The organism is Anaerobacillus sp. 63XJN7_4_ISO-PGPR-S23-413 (assembly GCF_056173725.1).
Genome location: NZ_CM149688.1, coordinates 4,019,672 through 4,036,148 on the forward strand (window position 1 = coordinate 4,019,672; position 16,477 = coordinate 4,036,148).

The 16,477-nt window shown below is 42.8% G+C and carries 14 protein-coding genes; 1 reads left to right on the forward strand and 13 read right to left on the reverse strand.

The window, feature by feature from the left end:
- Window positions 1-66: 66 nt before the first annotated feature.
- The 8 genes from AC0VYO_RS20740 to AC0VYO_RS20775 form a co-directional block, all read right to left on the reverse strand.
- Window positions 67-684, reverse strand: coding sequence for a thymidine kinase (locus AC0VYO_RS20740; protein WP_194218368.1), 618 nt, complete (start codon window positions 682-684; stop codon window positions 67-69).
- Window positions 685-991: 307 nt separating this feature from the next.
- Window positions 992-1,198 carry a 50S ribosomal protein L31 gene (rpmE, locus tag AC0VYO_RS20745; protein WP_303532428.1) on the reverse strand — a complete coding sequence of 69 codons (207 nt, stop codon included), beginning with the start codon at window positions 1,196-1,198 and terminating at the stop codon, window positions 992-994.
- Between the two features lie 150 nt (window positions 1,199-1,348).
- Entirely contained in the window at window positions 1,349-2,614 is a 1,266-nt protein-coding gene (gene rho / locus AC0VYO_RS20750) for a transcription termination factor Rho (RefSeq protein WP_194218366.1), read from the reverse strand.
- 504 nt (window positions 2,615-3,118) lie between these two features.
- Window positions 3,119-4,087, reverse strand: coding sequence for a class II fructose-bisphosphatase (gene glpX, locus AC0VYO_RS20755; protein ID WP_194218365.1), 969 nt, complete (start codon window positions 4,085-4,087; stop codon window positions 3,119-3,121).
- A 93-nt stretch (window positions 4,088-4,180) separates the two neighbouring features.
- A complete protein-coding gene (locus AC0VYO_RS20760; RefSeq protein ID WP_194218364.1) occupies window positions 4,181-5,470 on the reverse strand; it encodes a UDP-N-acetylglucosamine 1-carboxyvinyltransferase in 1,290 nt (429 codons plus the stop codon).
- A gap of 113 nt (window positions 5,471-5,583) precedes the next feature.
- Window positions 5,584-6,237, reverse strand: coding sequence for a fructose-6-phosphate aldolase (gene fsa, locus AC0VYO_RS20765; RefSeq protein WP_194218363.1), 654 nt, complete (start codon window positions 6,235-6,237; stop codon window positions 5,584-5,586).
- 188 nt (window positions 6,238-6,425) lie between these two features.
- On the reverse strand, window positions 6,426-7,289 hold the full coding sequence (gene fba, locus AC0VYO_RS20770) for a class II fructose-1,6-bisphosphate aldolase (protein WP_159786369.1): 864 nt from the start codon (window positions 7,287-7,289) through the stop codon (window positions 6,426-6,428).
- Window positions 7,290-7,579: 290 nt separating this feature from the next.
- Window positions 7,580-7,948: a response regulator gene (locus AC0VYO_RS20775; RefSeq protein ID WP_194218362.1), complete on the reverse strand. Its 369-nt coding sequence runs from the start codon at window positions 7,946-7,948 to the stop codon at window positions 7,580-7,582.
- Between the two features lie 251 nt (window positions 7,949-8,199).
- Here AC0VYO_RS20775 and AC0VYO_RS20780 point away from each other — a divergent pair, with 251 nt between their 5' ends.
- On the forward strand, window positions 8,200-8,730 hold the full coding sequence (locus AC0VYO_RS20780) for a DUF2529 family protein (protein ID WP_475368185.1): 531 nt from the start codon (window positions 8,200-8,202) through the stop codon (window positions 8,728-8,730).
- A 55-nt stretch (window positions 8,731-8,785) separates the two neighbouring features.
- On the opposite strand, the gene AC0VYO_RS20785 is transcribed toward AC0VYO_RS20780, so the two are convergent.
- The 5 genes from AC0VYO_RS20785 to meaB all read right to left on the reverse strand — a co-directional run bounded on the left by AC0VYO_RS20785 (window position 8,786) and on the right by meaB (window position 16,476).
- On the reverse strand, window positions 8,786-10,399 hold the full coding sequence (locus AC0VYO_RS20785) for a CTP synthase (protein ID WP_194218360.1): 1,614 nt from the start codon (window positions 10,397-10,399) through the stop codon (window positions 8,786-8,788).
- A 420-nt stretch (window positions 10,400-10,819) separates the two neighbouring features.
- A complete protein-coding gene (rpoE, locus tag AC0VYO_RS20790) occupies window positions 10,820-11,311 on the reverse strand; it encodes a DNA-directed RNA polymerase subunit delta (protein WP_430245258.1) in 492 nt (163 codons plus the stop codon).
- 296 nt (window positions 11,312-11,607) lie between these two features.
- Window positions 11,608-14,871, reverse strand: coding sequence for a fused isobutyryl-CoA mutase/GTPase IcmF (gene icmF, locus AC0VYO_RS20795; RefSeq protein ID WP_475368186.1), 3,264 nt, complete (start codon window positions 14,869-14,871; stop codon window positions 11,608-11,610).
- Window positions 14,872-14,884: 13 nt separating this feature from the next.
- The gene (locus AC0VYO_RS20800) at window positions 14,885-15,499 is read right to left on the reverse strand and encodes a TetR/AcrR family transcriptional regulator (RefSeq protein ID WP_430245337.1); all 615 of its coding nucleotides are present in this window, start codon (window positions 15,497-15,499) and stop codon (window positions 14,885-14,887) included.
- Window positions 15,500-15,516: 17 nt separating this feature from the next.
- Window positions 15,517-16,476, reverse strand: coding sequence for a methylmalonyl Co-A mutase-associated GTPase MeaB (meaB, locus tag AC0VYO_RS20805; protein WP_475368187.1), 960 nt, complete (start codon window positions 16,474-16,476; stop codon window positions 15,517-15,519).
- Window position 16,477: the final 1 nt, after the last annotated feature.

Consider the following 16,477-nt stretch of genomic DNA (forward strand, 5'->3'; position numbering starts at 1 on the left):
TTCTCCTCTTCTATGGAAATGAAACCAGATGTTTTCGCGCATTAAAAAAAGCCCGGTTTCCCGGACTTATTTTGATATTTGCTGCTCTTTATTGTCTCGCGCCGTTGGTTTCCCTGGTACTTTGTGACAATGACGACAGCGTGGTTCATAGGATTCTGACGCACCAACAAGGATAATCGGATCCTCATAATGCGCGGGCTTCCCATCAATTAAACGCTGGGTACGGCTTGCTGGAGAACCACATACAACACAGATTGCTTGTAGCTTCGTAACTGATTCAGCAACCGTAAGAAGCTTAGGAACTTGCCCGAATGCTTCGCCGCGAAAATCCTGGTCGAGTCCTGCGACGATTACACGAACGCCTTCATCAGCAAGCTGCTGAGCCACATCTACGATTTCTTCATCAAAAAACTGTACTTCATCTACCGCAACCATATCTGTATCCTCTGAGACGCGGTCCAGGATCGCTTGTGAATGATCAACTGGGACAGCGATAACGGACATTCCATTATGAGACACAACAGATTCTTCGCTGTATCTATCATCAATTTTAGGCTTGAACACCTGGACTTTTTGCTTTGCATAAGTCGCTCGCTTCACTCGACGAATCAATTCTTCCGACTTTCCGGAAAACATACTTCCGCAAACAACCTCAATCCAGCCGCTGTGCTTCATGACATGCATTCAACCGCTTCTCCTTTCTCCAGCATAAGCATTAAAAAATGACTGATCAGCACAGTCTTTATTTTGCGTATACTTTCATCCAATTATTGATTTTAAACGTTTATAATTTCATCGGGTATGATCTCACTCATTGACTTACTCACTTGTAGGAAGAAACGAGTGAGCAAATTTATTTGCTCGAGCCGTTTCTTCCTACAAGTGCGGAGGTGAGTCAAAAATCTCCCCTACCTTATAAAAAGTGCGTTGTTTCCACTAAGAATATTGAGTAAAAAAACAGGCAAGGAGTAAAAACTTGCCTGTTCTATCATTAACCTTTTAGATTGTATTTTCTTCTAAACTTATCTACGCGTCCACCAGCGTCATTAAACTTCTGACGTCCAGTATAGAACGGGTGACATTCAGAGCAAACCTCTACGCTGACGCCGTCCTGTTTTGTAGATCCAGTTTCGAATTCGTTACCGCAAGCACATCTAACTTTGATGTTTTCATAACCAGGATGAATTGCTTGTTTCATGAATTTCATCTCCTTCCGCCCTGATTCCTGAGGAACCAGAGTTAAATGAAGCTAAAAGGCATTACCTTTTAGCTTCTGCACACATAGAAGTATTATAGCAGGGAGGTAGAGACAATGCAATTGATCATCCTGTGACGAAAGAATCCCTAATTAGCGAGATGAACCGCTTTTTTCTTTCTCAAATAGATCGAAAAATTCTTTGTTTTCCTTTGTTTTCTTAAGGCGTTTCAAGAAATTATCAACGAATTCAAATGAGTCATCCATGCTCTTACGGATTGTCCAAAGCATTTCAAGCTGTTCTTTTGGAAGAAGTAGCTCTTCTTTACGCGTGCCAGAGCGACGAATATCAATCGCTGGGAAGACACGTCGTTCTGCAAGACGTCGATCAAGATGCAATTCCATGTTGCCTGTTCCTTTGAATTCTTCATAAATAACGTCATCCATACGAGAGCCTGTTTCCACAAGAGCTGTCGCTAAGATCGTCAAGCTTCCACCTTCTTCGATGTTTCTTGCCGCACCAAAGAATCGTTTTGGACGATGGAAAGCAGCAGGATCAATACCACCTGAAAGAGTACGTCCACTTGGAGGAATAACAAGGTTATAAGCACGAGCAAGACGTGTAATACTATCAAGAAGAATCACAACGTCTTTCTTATGCTCAACAAGACGCATAGCTCGCTCTAGCACAAGCTCAGCTACTTTTATGTGATTATCCGGCGTTTCATCAAAAGTTGAATGAACAACATCCCCATCAACAGAACGCTCGATATCCGTTACTTCCTCAGGACGCTCATCAATGAGAAGCACGATAAGTTCTGTGTCAGGATGATTCGTTGTAATGCTGTTAGCAATTTCTTTCAGCAACATTGTTTTCCCTGCTTTTGGGGGAGCTACGATTAAACCACGCTGTCCAAACCCGACAGGCGAAATCATATCAATGATACGCGTTGAAAGATTGCCTGATTTGTTCTCAAAGTTCATTCTCTTCTCAGGATACAGCGGCGTTAGCGCTGGGAAATGCACGCGTTCTTTAGAAGAATCAGGGTCTTCTCCATTTACTGCGGCTACGTGTAAGAGACCGTAGTAGCGCTCATTTTCTTTAGGGGGTCTTACTTTACCCGATACGCGATCACCGTTACGTAAATCGAATCGACGAATTTGTGAAGCGGAAATATAAATGTCTTCCGCACTAGCTGAGTAGTTAATCGGTCGTAGGAATCCAAATCCTTCAGAGGAAATAATCTCTAGAATACCTTCCATGAAAAGAAGGCCAGATTGTTCAGCCTGCGCTTTCAATATGGCAAATACAAGTTCTCGCTTGTTCAACTTGCTATAGTATGAGACTTTGTACAGTCTTGCCTGTTCATATAGATCTTTTAACGTCATTTGTTCTAATTCTGATATATTTACTGCCATGTTGACACCACACTTTTTATATAATAATAGGTTTGACCCTAACGGCTGGAAAATGATATGAGTGCGCAAAGAGGTTTGCTTTCACAACGTAAGTACGTTGTATAGAGTTGACCAATTTGACGGTTGAGAAAATAAATAAAGAGAGAAAGAGTTTGTTGAGATCCTGTGAGAGGCTATCCATTCAGGCATCTCTTAAGTGAGAGTAGAGGAAGTGCACAACGAAGGTGTTGCTTAGCAATCGTTACTCTGATAATTCTCGGCTTGTTCGAGCGTCATCTTTGGCTCATGATCAACTTGCAAAAGAAAGCACGGCGAGTATAAGTACCTCTTCTCCACAGATCGAATGAGCCAGGATTAGTTTACTATCTATTTCGTTCACATTATAGTTTCGGTAACTAAACGTAATAACAATAATACAGCACCTTATAGTTTTACCAGATTCCTTAGGAATATTCAACATGTAAAAACCAATGTTGCATGAGATCTCGCTTCCTTTATAGTGATTTAAGGTCGAATGACGAGATCAGGCTTCTTTTGTAAACTATGTTTTCCGTCGATGAAACGAACTGTTCCTGACTTTGCACGCATGACAACGGATTGCGTTGTCCCAGAAGTTCCCTGAAACCTAACTCCCTTTAACAATTCACCATCAGTAACACCTGTCGCTGCAAAAATGGCGTCGTCGCCCTTCACAAGATCTTCCATATGAAGAACGCGGGAGACATCTTCAATTCCCATTTCTTTACACCTGTTTAATTCTTCCTCATTTTGCGGTAGCAGCTTACCCTGTATTTCTCCACCAAGGCATTTCAGTGCTACTGCAGCAAGGACACCCTCTGGTGCTCCACCAGATCCAAACAAAATATCGACGCCCGTATCATCAAACGCTGTGTTAATTGCTGCTGCTACATCTCCATCAGAAATAAGCTTAATTCTAGCTCCGGCAGAACGCACTTCTTCTATAATCTTTTCGTGGCGCTTACGGTCTAATATGACCGCCACGCAGTCTTCAATATTTTTTCCTTTTGCTTCAGCTACTGCTTTTAGATTCTCGTGTACGGAGGCATTAATATCGATTTTCCCTACTGCTTTTGGTCCAACTGCGATTTTGTCCATATACATGTCAGGAGCATGAAGAAGATTTCCGTGATCGGCTACCGCTAGAACAGCGAGGGCATTCCATGTTCCTGCCGCAACAATATTTGTTCCTTCTAAAGGATCGACAGCTACATCGACACGCGGACCATATCCAGTTCCAAGCTTTTCACCGATATAAAGCATTGGTGCTTCATCCATCTCGCCTTCCCCGATGACAACTGTTCCTTTCATCGGAACCGTATCAAAAACGTCACGCATAGCAGTCGTTGCAGCATCATCTGCTTCTTCTTTCTTGCCTCTTCCCATCCAACGCGCTGAAGCAAGCGCAGCTGCCTCGGTCACTCTAACAAGTTCCATCGATAAACTTCTTTCCATCATGCTTCCCCCTAAGTTTACACGATCTCTATTTTTTAAACGCTTACACGAAAAGATGACAGAATGGCGGTTTTCACCGCCTGTTCTGCATTCTTAAGAGCTTTCCACTTCTTTAAGCTCTTCTTGATCTAATTTCTCACGCCAGACTCTCGCGCCAAGATTGCTCAGCTTTTCTACAAGTCGTTCATACCCACGATCGATGTGCTCAAGTCCTGAAACTTCCGTAACGCCTTCTGCCATTAATCCAGCAACGACAAGGGCCGCACCAGCTCTCAGATCAGAAGCACGTACCTTCGCACCTTGAAGCTTAACAGCTCCATTAATGATGGCAGAACGTCCTTCCACCTTCACATTCGCACCCATTCGGCGAAGTTCATCAATGTGCTTAAATCTTGCGCCATAAATTGTATCGGTCACAATGCTACTACCCTCTGCGTTCGTTAAGAGCGATGTAAACGGCTGCTGTAAGTCTGTTGGGAAGCCAGGATAGACGAGTGTCTTTAGGTCAACGCCTTTCCAGCCTTCGCGTGGTGAACGAATATAAACCTGGTCTTCATTCGTCTCTACCTTTACACCCATCTCACGCAGCTTTGCGATAAGTGACTCAAGATGTTGCGAGATGACATTATCGATGACGACTTCGTCTCCCATCGCCGCTGCCATAATCATGTAAGTGCCCGCCTCTATGCGGTCAGGTATGATCGAGTGGTAACAGCCACTTAGCTCGTCAACACCATCGATACGAATGACGTCTGTCCCTGCTCCTTTGATCTTCGCTCCCATACTAGATAACAGTGTGGCAACATCAATAATTTCTGGTTCTTTCGCTGCATTTTCAATGACTGTCCGTCCTTTTGCACGAACGGCTGCAAGCATAATATTAATCGTAGCTCCTACACTTACAACGTCAAGGTAAATACGGGCCCCTCTCAGTTCATCAGCACGAAGGTAAATCGCACCTTGCTCATTTGTTACTTTTGCACCAAGAGCTTCAAAGCCTTTAATATGCTGATCAATCGGACGCGGTCCAAGGTTACAACCGCCTGGAAGTCCGATAACCGCTTTATTAAAACGACCCAACATCGCACCCATCAAGTAATAAGAAGCACGAAGCTTCTTTACTTTTCCATTCGGCAGTGGCATGGCAATCATGTCCTGTGGATTCACAGTTAATGTATTTCCATCGAGCTCAGCTTGTCCTCCGATTTCCTCTAGTAAATCACGGAGAATTCCCACGTCAGAAATGTTCGGCAAATGATCAATTGTGACAGTGGAATCTGCTAGAATAGCCGCCGGAATTAATGCAACCGCACTATTTTTGGCGCCGCTCACTTGAACTGTACCGCTTAATCGGTGGCCTCCAGCGATCATCAACTTTTCCATAACGGTCTCCCTTCTTCGTCCGCATCTCATTCCTGTTCATGTTTCTGTCGAATTTTGATACTTCTTAAGAATAGTATGGGCAAAAACAGGAAGTTCATGCCAATTTAATAAGACTATTTATTTGCTTTCTTCGCTTCTTCCCAGTCAGAAAGGAATTGATCAATTCCTTTATCAGTTAGCGGGTGTTCTAGCATCTGAAGAACGACCTTAAGTGGCATTGTGCCAATGTCAGCGCCACGAAGAGCCGCTTCTGTTACATGCATTGGGTGACGAATGGACGCAGCAATAATTTCAGTCTCAATTCCATGTACCGCAAACAGTTCGGAGATTTCAGAGATGAGATCAAGACCATTTTGACCAATATCATCAAGACGTCCAAGGAATGGCGAAACGTAAGACGCACCAGCACGTGCTGCAAGCAAAGCCTGGTTAGCAGAGAAAACAAGCGTTACGTTTGTTTTAATTCCTGCTTCGTAGAATGCTTTGACCGCCTTCATCCCTTCACGATTCATTGGAACCTTTACGGTAATGTTTGGTGCGATTTCAGCTAGTTGTTTTCCTTCTTCAATCATTTCTTCAGCAGTTGTTGAAACAACCTCTGCACTAACAGAGCCAGATACTAGGCTTGTAATTTCACGAAGACGATCATGGAAATTCACCTTTTCTTTCATAACAAGAGATGGATTCGTAGTTACTCCAGCTACTACTCCCATATCGTGTGCTTCTTTAATATCATTCAGGTTTGCAGAATCTATGAAAATTTTCATTATGTTCGTCCTCCTTTGATTTTAGAAAGCGGTTACGAGAAAGATTTTAACATATTTTGTTTTAAGTTAGCTGATTTGATTGTAAATAAATGAAAAATAGTCGCAAGGTAGTAGTTAGGGGATTAAAAAACGGAAATCAGAAACCGCTCATAATAGAGCGGTTTTGATGATCCGATTTTAAGAAGTTATTACGCTTTGTTAGAAGAACCAAACTCACGCATTTTGCCGATTACTGTTTCTTTAATCGCGTCACGTGCTGGTCCCATGTATTTACGAGGATCGTAAAGATCTGGCTTTTCTTCAAGTACAGAACGAACTGCTTTAGCAGAAGAAAGTTGGCTCTCAGTGTTAACGTTGATTTTAGCATGTCCAAATTTGATCGCTTTTTTAACGTCAGCAGTTGGAATACCAGTACCACCGTGAAGTACTAGAGGAACACCAGTCATTTTGCTGATTGTTTCCATGCGGTCGAATCCTAGGTTAGGCTCGCCTTTGTAAGGGCCGTGAACAGAACCAAGTGCAGGTGCGAAGCAATCTACTCCAGTTTCGTTGATAAGGCGCTCACACTCTTCAGGGATTGCGTATGCAGCTTCAGCATCGTCAACGATAAGATCGTCTTCTTGTCCGCCAATGCGTCCAAGCTCAGCTTCAACAGAAACACCAACTGCATGTGCAGCTTCTACTACTTTTGTAGTTAGAGCGATGTTTTCGTCTAGTGGGTAATGAGAACCGTCGATCATAACAGAAGTGAATCCAGCGTTGATCGCTTGCATACACTTCTCGAAGCTAGAACCGTGGTCAAGGTGAATAGCAACTGGTACTGTAACCTTGTACTCTTCCATAAGCGCTTCTACAATTGTAACAATTGTTTTGAATCCGCCCATGTAACGAGCAGCACCTTCAGAAACACCAAGGATAACTGGTGATTGTTCTTCTTGTGCAGCTTGTAGGATAGCTTGAGTAAACTCAAGGTTGTTAAGGTTAAATTGGCCAACTGCGTAGCCTTCTGCTTTACCTTTTTCGAGCATTTCTTTCATAGAAACTAAAGGCATGGTAAATCCTCCTCAATATAATTTAAAATTGCCAGGATGATACCTGGAACATCTTAATAACGAATACTTGTCATTGAAGCATGCAGATGTATCCAGAAAAACTGTCTTCTTCAAGATGGCACAAACGCGATGTTTTTATGTATGCCGTCGTCCAAGAACTTCCCGCTAAACTGAATTCATTTGCTCTACAATTTCTCCAAAAACACGGTTCTATTATAGCATATCACTTTCATAAAAGAAGGGGAAAAGCTTGATTTAATGGGATTTGTTTATGTAAGCGTTACCTTTCTTTATGAAAGCGACGCTAATTCTTTTTTTACTGCTGCTCGTATCTCGTCAATGTCAAAAGGCTTCGCAAAATGGGTAATTGCTCCTAGATCCATCGCTTCGTGGATCATATCTAGTTCACCGTAGGCAGTCATAATAATGACAAGCGCCCTTGCTTCCATTTTTTTGATTCTCTTTAGAATTTCAAGTCCGTCCATTCCTGGTATCTTCATATCGAGAATGACTAAGTCGGGATCCTCACTTTTTACGATCGATAGTGCTTGAACGCCATTCGCTGCCTGGAATGTTTGATATCCTTCTTTTTGGAAGATTTCATTTAGAAGAATTCGGATTCCATATTGATCATCTACGATTAAAATTTTTTCATTCATGTGAGAGCACCTTCTTTTCAGTTAGTCTTACTGTTTATGTTCGCTTCAAATTGTTGAATCCCTTCCTGATTATACATCGAGGGCTGTAATTCGCAAGTGTCATGTAGTTTCGTTATAATAGGAACCTGCAATGAGCAAAAAAATTGTTCATCTCCTCTTTAGATATAATGAGATTTATTCATATATTTATATCAAAATACAACCAAAAATCAGTTCTCTTTTTTATAAAAACTTTGAAAGGCAGTGATAAGATGCTTAAGATTTTTACGACTCAGCTGATGGGGAAGTTTAAGATTATTCAAGATCAGCATGAGATGGTGATTGAAGATATATCCCGATTGTTCGCACAGACGATAACAGGAGGCGGGACGGTTTATTTTTTTGGCGAGCATGAGCTCCAGGGTGCTGCTCTTGAAGCAGTGTACGGATCTGAGAAGCTTCCTTCAAGTGCGATTCTCCATGACCATGCCACATTAACTGAAGATGACTGCGTGATATTATTTTCACGGTTTAACGATGACAAACTAGCGGCTGAGCATGCTGAGAAATTCAAAGCAAAAGGAGCTCAGGTTGTAGGCATATCAGCAACAAAGAAAGAAACTGATCCTCTGCTTGAGCAAAGCGTTCATTTTCACATTAACACCGGGCTTACTTCCGGTCTCGTGCCAAATGATGATGGGGAACGAATCGGTTACCCTTCTCTACTCACTTCTTTATACATTTATCATGCTCTTTATTTAACTACGAGGGAAATATTAGAAGAGCATGGCTACGAATTCTAATGCTACTTTCTCCTAAAAAAGCCTCTTCTCCGAACGGAGAAGAGGCTTTTTGTAATTATTTGCTGTTAGCGATAGAAGCGCCAATAAATTCTTTGAATAGCGGCTGTGGACGAGTTGGACGTGATGTGAATTCAGGGTGGAATTGTGATGCAACAAACCACGGGTGATCCTTCACTTCTACGACTTCTACAAGACGGCCATCAGGGCTAGTTCCAGAGAAGATGAAGCCTGCTTCTTCCATTTCAGTACGATACTGATTGCTGAACTCATAGCGATGACGGTGACGCTCATAAATTACTTCATCGTTATAAGCTGCATATGCTTTCGTACCTTCCGTTAGCTTACATGGATAAAGACCGAGACGGAGTGTACCACCAAGATCTTCAACATCCTTCTGTTCAGGGAGAAGGTCAATGACTGGATATTTCGTTGTTGGCTTAATTTCAGCTGAATGAGCACCTTCTAGATTCAGAACGTTACGTGCAAATTCAACAGAAGCAAGCTGCATACCAAGACAGATTCCTAAGAAAGGTACTTTGCTTTCACGCGCGTACTGAATCGCAGTAATTTTCCCTTCAATTCCGCGATCGCCGAATCCACCTGGAACGAGGATGCCATCTACGTCAGAAAGAAGTTCCTCAACGTTTTCCTGCGTAACTGTTTCAGAATTAATCCACTTAATGTCAATGTCAGCATCAAATGCATAGCCAGCGTGCTTAAGCGACTCTACAACGGAAATATAAGCATCTTGAAGAGCGACATACTTCCCTACAAGCGCAATTTTTGTTTTGCCTGAGAGGTTTTGAACTTTCTCAACAAGCTCATTCCATTCAGTCATATCCGCTTCTTGGCAGTTCAATTTCAAATGTTGACAAGTGATCTCATCAAGCTTTTGTGCTTGTAGAGCAAGAGGAACTTTATAAAGCGTATCAGCATCTTGCGCTTCAATGACCGCATGCTCATCAATATCACAGAACAAAGCGATTTTGTCTTTCATTTCTTGTGGAACTGGCTGTTCCGCACGAACAACAATAACGTTTGGCTGGATACCAAGGCTTCGAAGCTCTTTCACACTATGCTGTGTTGGCTTTGTTTTCATTTCACCAGCTGCTTTAAGATAAGGAAGAAGCGTACAGTGAATGTACATAACGTTCTCCTTGCCGATGTCACTCTTGATCTGACGAATCGCTTCAAGGAATGGAAGACTCTCGATGTCTCCAACCGTTCCACCGATTTCAGTAATAACTACATCAGCGCTTGTTTCGTTACCTGCGCGGAAGATGCGCTCTTTGATTTCATTCGTAATGTGAGGAATTACCTGTACTGTTCCTCCAAGATAGTCGCCACGACGCTCTTTACGAAGAACCGTAGAGTAGACTTTACCTGTTGTTACGTTTGAATTCTTAGAAAGGTTAATGTCAATAAAGCGCTCGTAGTGTCCAAGGTCAAGATCCGTCTCAGCGCCATCATCTGTTACGAATACTTCACCGTGCTGATAAGGACTCATTGTCCCTGGGTCAACGTTAATGTACGGGTCGAACTTTTGAATCGTTACGCTCACGCCGCGATTTTTCAAAAGTCGTCCTAATGAAGCTGCTGTAATTCCTTTACCAAGCGAAGAAACAACACCGCCTGTTACAAAAATGTACTTCTTATGTTTTGCTGTCATCTTTCTGCCCCCTCATGGTTTGTATTCTGCCCTTCAAGAAAGGAAGGGGATTCATCTGAAACGAGAGATTTTATGTTTTTTAATAAAATCAATGCAGATGGTTACATTTTTCTTAACTTAATCGGAAGGTCCACTCGTACTGGCTAAATTCCAGCTTCTCAATGCATTTCATCAATGAGCTTATTAGAAGAACATGCCAACAGGTTCTAACAGAAGCCATCGTTCTTCTTATACTTTAGCCCTTTAAAAAGCTTAAAATCCTTAAAGTATAAAAAACAAAAAAAACAAAAGTGGCACCTGTCCCATAAATGAGGGGGCACTTTTGTTTTCATATCGTATCTATAAATTAGTTTAGTATTTTGGTGAAGCCCAAAAATGATTCTACCGATTTCACTACCGAAAGTCAAGAAGCGACAGAAATTATTTCTTTTCTTCTTCGTCGTCTTCCACGTCGTCATCATCGTCATCATCAATGTCTTCATCGTCCAAATCTTCTGTATCATCATCGAAGTCATCATCGTCAAAGTCGTCAAGATCATCTACTTCTAGATCTTCAAGATCGTCTTCATCATCTTCGTCGAAACCAAGCTCATCGTCAGTTGATTTCTTGCGTTTCTTTGGTTTAATCGTCGTAGCAAGCTCTTCTTGAGATTGCTCAACAGGATACCAGCCCTTAAGGCCCCACTGGTTATCTCCAAGCGTTACGAAACGACCGTCTGTGTTCAAGTTTGTATAAACTTCTGCAAGCATGTCCTGAAGCTGAGAAGAAGTTAGACCTTTCATTTTTCCAATTCGTTCCATTAACGTATAGAAAGAAACAGGTTTTTTCTCGTCCTGCAGGATGAAATACATAATATCAATCATGGATGTTTCTTGGATGTCTTCAGCAGACAGCTGCTTTAAGCTATTCACGATATCGGCACTCCCTTTCAATTATCTCCTATGAATAATAGCTGCTAATTTGAGAAACTAGCTTATCACTATTTTTAAACGATAGCATTTATTTCAAGCTACTTGTAAATCCTAATACAAAACATACCATTCATTATAAACAAAATTACGCAATCTATGCTACGATTTTCAAACAAATCTATTGAAATAGAAGGATTTCACCTTCAAATGATGTACCTTTTCGTACGAAAAGGAGGAAGGCTACTCCTTCCTCCTACAATAATATGAACGCTTGCATTTGACAAGTTCTTAACGGTCTACATATTTCGACGGTATTTTCCACCAACTTCATAGAGTGCGGTTGTAATTTGTCCTAGACTTGCTACTTTCACCGTCTCCATTAATTCTTCGAAAATATTTCCTTTACTTAACGCTGCTTTCTTTAAGCGATTCAGCGCATCTTCTGTCGTATCCGAATGCGTTTCTTGGAACTGCTTTAAGTTTGTAATTTGCTGTTCCTTTTCTTCCTTACTCGCTCTTGCAAGCTCCATGTTCCACTCTTCTTCTGCAGGTGGATTTGGATTCTTATACGTGTTCACTCCAACGATCGGAAGCTCACCGCTATGCTTTAGCATCTCATAATGCATAGACTCTTCTTGAATTTTACCGCGCTGGTACTGTGTCTCCATTGCACCCAATACACCGCCACGCGCGTTAATCTTCTCAAATTCACTAAGAACAGCTTCCTCCACAAGGTCTGTTAATTCTTCAATAATGAATGAACCTTGTAGTGGGTTTTCATTCTTCGTCAGTCCATGCTCTTTCGTAATAATCATTTGGATTGCCATAGCTCGACGAACGGATTCCTCTGTTGGTGTTGTGACAGCTTCATCGTAAGCATTCGTATGAAGCGAGTTACAGTTGTCATGAATCGCCATTAAGCCCTGCAATGTTGTGCGTATATCATTAAAGTCCATCTCTTGCGCATGCAAAGAACGTCCTGACGTTTGCACATGATACTTTAACTTCTGGCTACGAGCATTTGCACCGTACTTCTCTCTCATTACCGTCGCCCAAATTCTGCGCGCCACTCTTCCAATAACGGTATATTCTGGGTCAAGTCCATTACTAAAGAAGAAGGAAAGATTCGGTGCAAACTTATCGATATCCATACCGCGACTTAAATAATACTCGACATACGTAAAGCCATTCGCAAGCGTGAACGCCAGCTGTGAAATAGGATTCGCACCCGCTTCGGCAATATGGTAGCCGGAAATTGACACTGAATAATAGTTGCGCACATTCTCATTGATGAAGTACTCCTGAATATCCCCCATCATCCGAAGCGCAAATTCTGTTGAGAAAATACATGTGTTTTGACCCTGATCTTCTTTTAAAATGTCCGCCTGAACGGTACCACGAACCGTGCTAAGCGTATTTGCCTTAATATCGGCAAGCTCCTGCTCGTTTGCTTTACGACCTTCTTTTTCTTCAAATCCTTGAATTTGCTGCTCAATCGCCGTGTTCATAAACATTGCGAGTATGATCGGCGCAGGGCCATTAATCGTCATAGATACTGAAGTCGATGGTGCACATAAATCAAAGCCTGCATAAAGCTTTTTCATATCGTCGAGTGTACAAATACTCACGCCACTCTCGCCAACTTTTCCGTAAATATCAGGACGATAGTCAGGATCTTCTCCGTAAAGCGTCACAGAATCGAAAGCGGTGCTTAAGCGCTTCGCATCTTCGTTCTCAGAGAGGTAATGGAAACGGCGATTGGTTCGCTCAGGCGTCCCTTCCCCTGCAAATTGACGCTTCGGGTCCTCTCCTTTTCGTTTAAATGGAAAGACGCCAGCGGTATACGGGAATGAGCCCGGCACGTTCTCTTTCAATACCCAGCGCACAATTTCTCCCCAATCTTCATACTTCGGTAGAGAAACCTTTGGAATATCCAATCCTGAAAGACTCTTCGTCGTTAGTTCTGTTACAATTTCTTTCTCGCGGATAACGGAAATGAATTCTTTTCCACTATATTTCTCTTTCACTTCAGGCCAGCTTTCGATAATCTTACGCGTTTCCCCATGCATATCGTCCATGTTTTCATCTTTCATCTTAGAGAGCATTGCAATCGTCTCGTCATTGTCTCCCGCACTCTCTAGCATCTCAATCGTCCCTTGAAGCTGGAATGCTTTCCTTGCAAGCTGAACCTGCTTTTCAACGTATTCATGGTAACGACGAACGGAACCAGAGATGTCCTGTAAATATTGCTGACGCTGCGGTGGAATAATGAGATTCAGCTTTTCTACGATGTCACTTGTTTCAATGTTTGTTGCCCAGTCATTTCGACATTTACGATGAATCGTATCAACCAATGCTTTAAAAAGCGTATTCGTGCCCGGATCATTAAACTGACTTGCGATCGTGCCGTAGACAGGCATGTTATCTAGATTTTGCTCAAACAGCATGTGACTACGCTGATATTGCTTCTTCACGTCACGCAGAGCATCTTCAGAGCCTTTGCGTTCGTATTTATTAATCACAATCAAATCCGCAAAATCGATCATATCAATTTTCTCAAGCTGTGAAGGCGCACCAAATTCACTTGTCATCACATACATCGAAACATCAGAAATTTCAACGATCTCGGCATCCCCCTGGCCGATTCCGCTTGTTTCAATAATGATCAAGTCATATCCAGCCGCTTTCACAACGGTTAACGCTTCACGTATTGAAAGTGAAAGCTCAGTTTTTGATTTTCGCGTTGCGAGACTTCTCATAAACACGCGGTCATTGTGAATAGCGTTCATACGGATTCTGTCACCGAGCAGTGCGCCGCCAGTCTTTTGTTTTGTCGGATCAATGGAAAGGATCGCTACCGTCTTATCATCAAATTCATTAATGAAACGGCGTACGAGCTCATCAGTTAAGGAGCTTTTCCCAGCTCCACCAGTACCAGTAATCCCAAGAACTGGAGAGTCGGTTGCCATATTCTTAAGCTTATCAAACACTTGCTCAGCAGCGGCCGCCGTCTCTTCTGTACGTTCTCCTCCATAGCTTTCAGCAAGGGTAATGAGACTCGAAACAGCCTGCGGATCGCGCTCATGCAAGCGATCAATCTGGTTATCAATTTGTTTAAACGTCGGAAAATCACATTCCTTGATCATCATATCGATCATCCCTTGCAGACCAAGATCACTTCCATCATCAGGTGAAAAAATGTGAGAAATTCCGTAAGCATGCAGCTCTTTAATTTCCTTAGGAATAATAACGCCGCCCCCACCGCCATAAATCTTAACGTGTGAAGCGCCTTTTTCTTTTAAAAGGTCATACATATATTTAAAGTATTCCATATGACCGCCTTGATAAGACGAGATTGCAATTCCCTGCGCATCTTCCTGTATGGCAGCGTTCACGACTTCCTCAACAGAGCGGTTATGTCCGAGATGAATAACTTCTGCACCGCTCGCCTGCAGAATGCGGCGCATAATGTTAATAGATGCATCATGACCATCAAACAAACTTGAAGCGGTTACAAAACGAACATGGTTCACTGGTTTATACGTTTCGACTACACTCACTGCTGTTCCTCCTCTATCGGTTCGTAGTTTCTACAGGATTTAAAGCTTGAATCAAAAAAGCCTCCTGCATTCTTGTATACTCTTCAATGGAATAATGAGACCGAAGCGCCCAGCGCCTGAACACCCACATCTGTCCCTGCACGAGAATGTTATGAGCAGCTCCGTAAATTTCCTCTTCTGTAAGCCGAAGTTTTCCTTCTGCTACACATTCTTCAATCAATCGCTCAAAAATTTCTGCCATGCCTAGCTCTTTTTTCAATACATAAGGGAGCGTTTCCCGAGGAAGGGACTTTGCTTCCTGGTACATAACAAGCACTTCATCCTGCATATCGTCCATCACATGATAAAACGCATGAAGGGCCTGCCTTAAACGCTCGATTCCTGTTATGTCAGGCTTAAGCTGATCTTCTAGACGCTCTCTCACTTCATCATAAATGCTGTCACAAACGAGATATAACACATCTTCTTTTTTGCGAATGTATTCATACAGCGTACCAATGCTAAAGCCAGCAACACGCGCAATTTCTCGCGTTGTCGTACGATGGAACCCTTTTTCCTTAAAAAGGGAGACCGCTGCTTTGATCATTTGCTCACGTCGTTTCTGAATGAGTTTTTCATCCTTTACCATCGAAGGAACGTTTTTCTTCACCTTCCCATCCCCTTCCTCTCAAGGCTGCCCATATAATCCTGAAGCAGCTTCACAGCGGCTGAGTAAGGGTCGATAGCGCCACTTTTCACTTCATCAATCCAGCCATTATCTTCTGCTTCGCGCTCCATAAGCTGCTTCATCATTTCATCATGCACCACTTCGATCACTTCTCGTTCAAGTGAGGTTTTGCGTCTAGCATCGCGCTCACCAGACTCCTTACTGTATTCAAAATGCTCCTGCATTCGTTTCCAAACATTCTCAAGACCTAGATTTTGAACAGAGATCGCCTTCACAATCGGTGGACGCCAAGGCGCATCATGCTTCACCAGATCGAGCATGCTTTCAAGCTCAGCCAGTAGCTTGGGGACACCAGGTAAATCTGCTTTATTGACGATAAAAAGATCCGCAATTTCCATAATGCCAGCTTTAAAGACTTGCACAACGTCCCCGCTACCTGGGTTCAACACTACGGCAATCGTATCCGCGATCTTCATAATATCGAGCTCTGATTGCCCAACCCCAACCGTTTCAATTAAAATGACATCGAATCCAAAAGCGTCCATTAAGCGAACCGTTTCCTTCGTCGTTCGAGAAAGCCCCCCAAGGCTCCCTCGTGTTCCCATGCTTCGGATAAAGACACCAGGGTCGGTAAAATGCTCCGCCATCCTGACACGATCTCCTAGAAGGGCGCCCCCGCTAAACGGACTCGTTGGATCGACGGCCACAACACCAACAGTGAGATCCTGCTTTCTAAGGTGGGTAATCAGCCTGTTAACGAGCGAACTTTTACCGGCACCGGGTGATCCGGTCATCCCAATATAGTGGGCACGCCCCGTCATCGGGTGGATATCCTTCAGTAATTCCAGTTTGTCTTCAGCATCATTTTCAACAAGACTGATCGCCTTTGCGAGCGCACGTTCATCCTGATTTGAAAGTCGTTCTGCGAGTGGATGCATA

Coding starts and splice junctions, on each gene's coding strand:
- AC0VYO_RS20740 (WP_194218368.1), bottom strand. CDS start 684: ATGCATGTCATGAAGCACAGCGGCTGGATTGAGGTTGTTTGCGGAAGT.
- fba (WP_159786369.1), bottom strand. CDS start 7,289: ATGCCTTTAGTTTCTATGAAAGAAATGCTCGAAAAAGGTAAAGCAGAA.
- rpmE (WP_303532428.1), bottom strand. CDS start 1,198: ATGAAACAAGCAATTCATCCTGGTTATGAAAACATCAAAGTTAGATGT.
- AC0VYO_RS20780 (WP_475368185.1), top strand. CDS start 8,200: ATGCTTAAGATTTTTACGACTCAGCTGATGGGGAAGTTTAAGATTATT.
- meaB (WP_475368187.1), bottom strand. CDS start 16,476: ATGCATCCACTCGCAGAACGACTTTCAAATCAGGATGAACGTGCGCTC.
- AC0VYO_RS20785 (WP_194218360.1), bottom strand. CDS start 10,399: ATGACAGCAAAACATAAGAAGTACATTTTTGTAACAGGCGGTGTTGTT.
- rho (WP_194218366.1), bottom strand. CDS start 2,614: ATGGCAGTAAATATATCAGAATTAGAACAAATGACGTTAAAAGATCTA.
- AC0VYO_RS20775 (WP_194218362.1), bottom strand. CDS start 7,948: ATGAATGAAAAAATTTTAATCGTAGATGATCAATATGGAATCCGAATT.
- AC0VYO_RS20760 (WP_194218364.1), bottom strand. CDS start 5,470: ATGGAAAAGTTGATGATCGCTGGAGGCCACCGATTAAGCGGTACAGTT.
- glpX (WP_194218365.1), bottom strand. CDS start 4,087: ATGGAAAGAAGTTTATCGATGGAACTTGTTAGAGTGACCGAGGCAGCT.
- AC0VYO_RS20800 (WP_430245337.1), bottom strand. CDS start 15,499: ATGGTAAAGGATGAAAAACTCATTCAGAAACGACGTGAGCAAATGATC.
- fsa (WP_194218363.1), bottom strand. CDS start 6,237: ATGAAAATTTTCATAGATTCTGCAAACCTGAATGATATTAAAGAAGCA.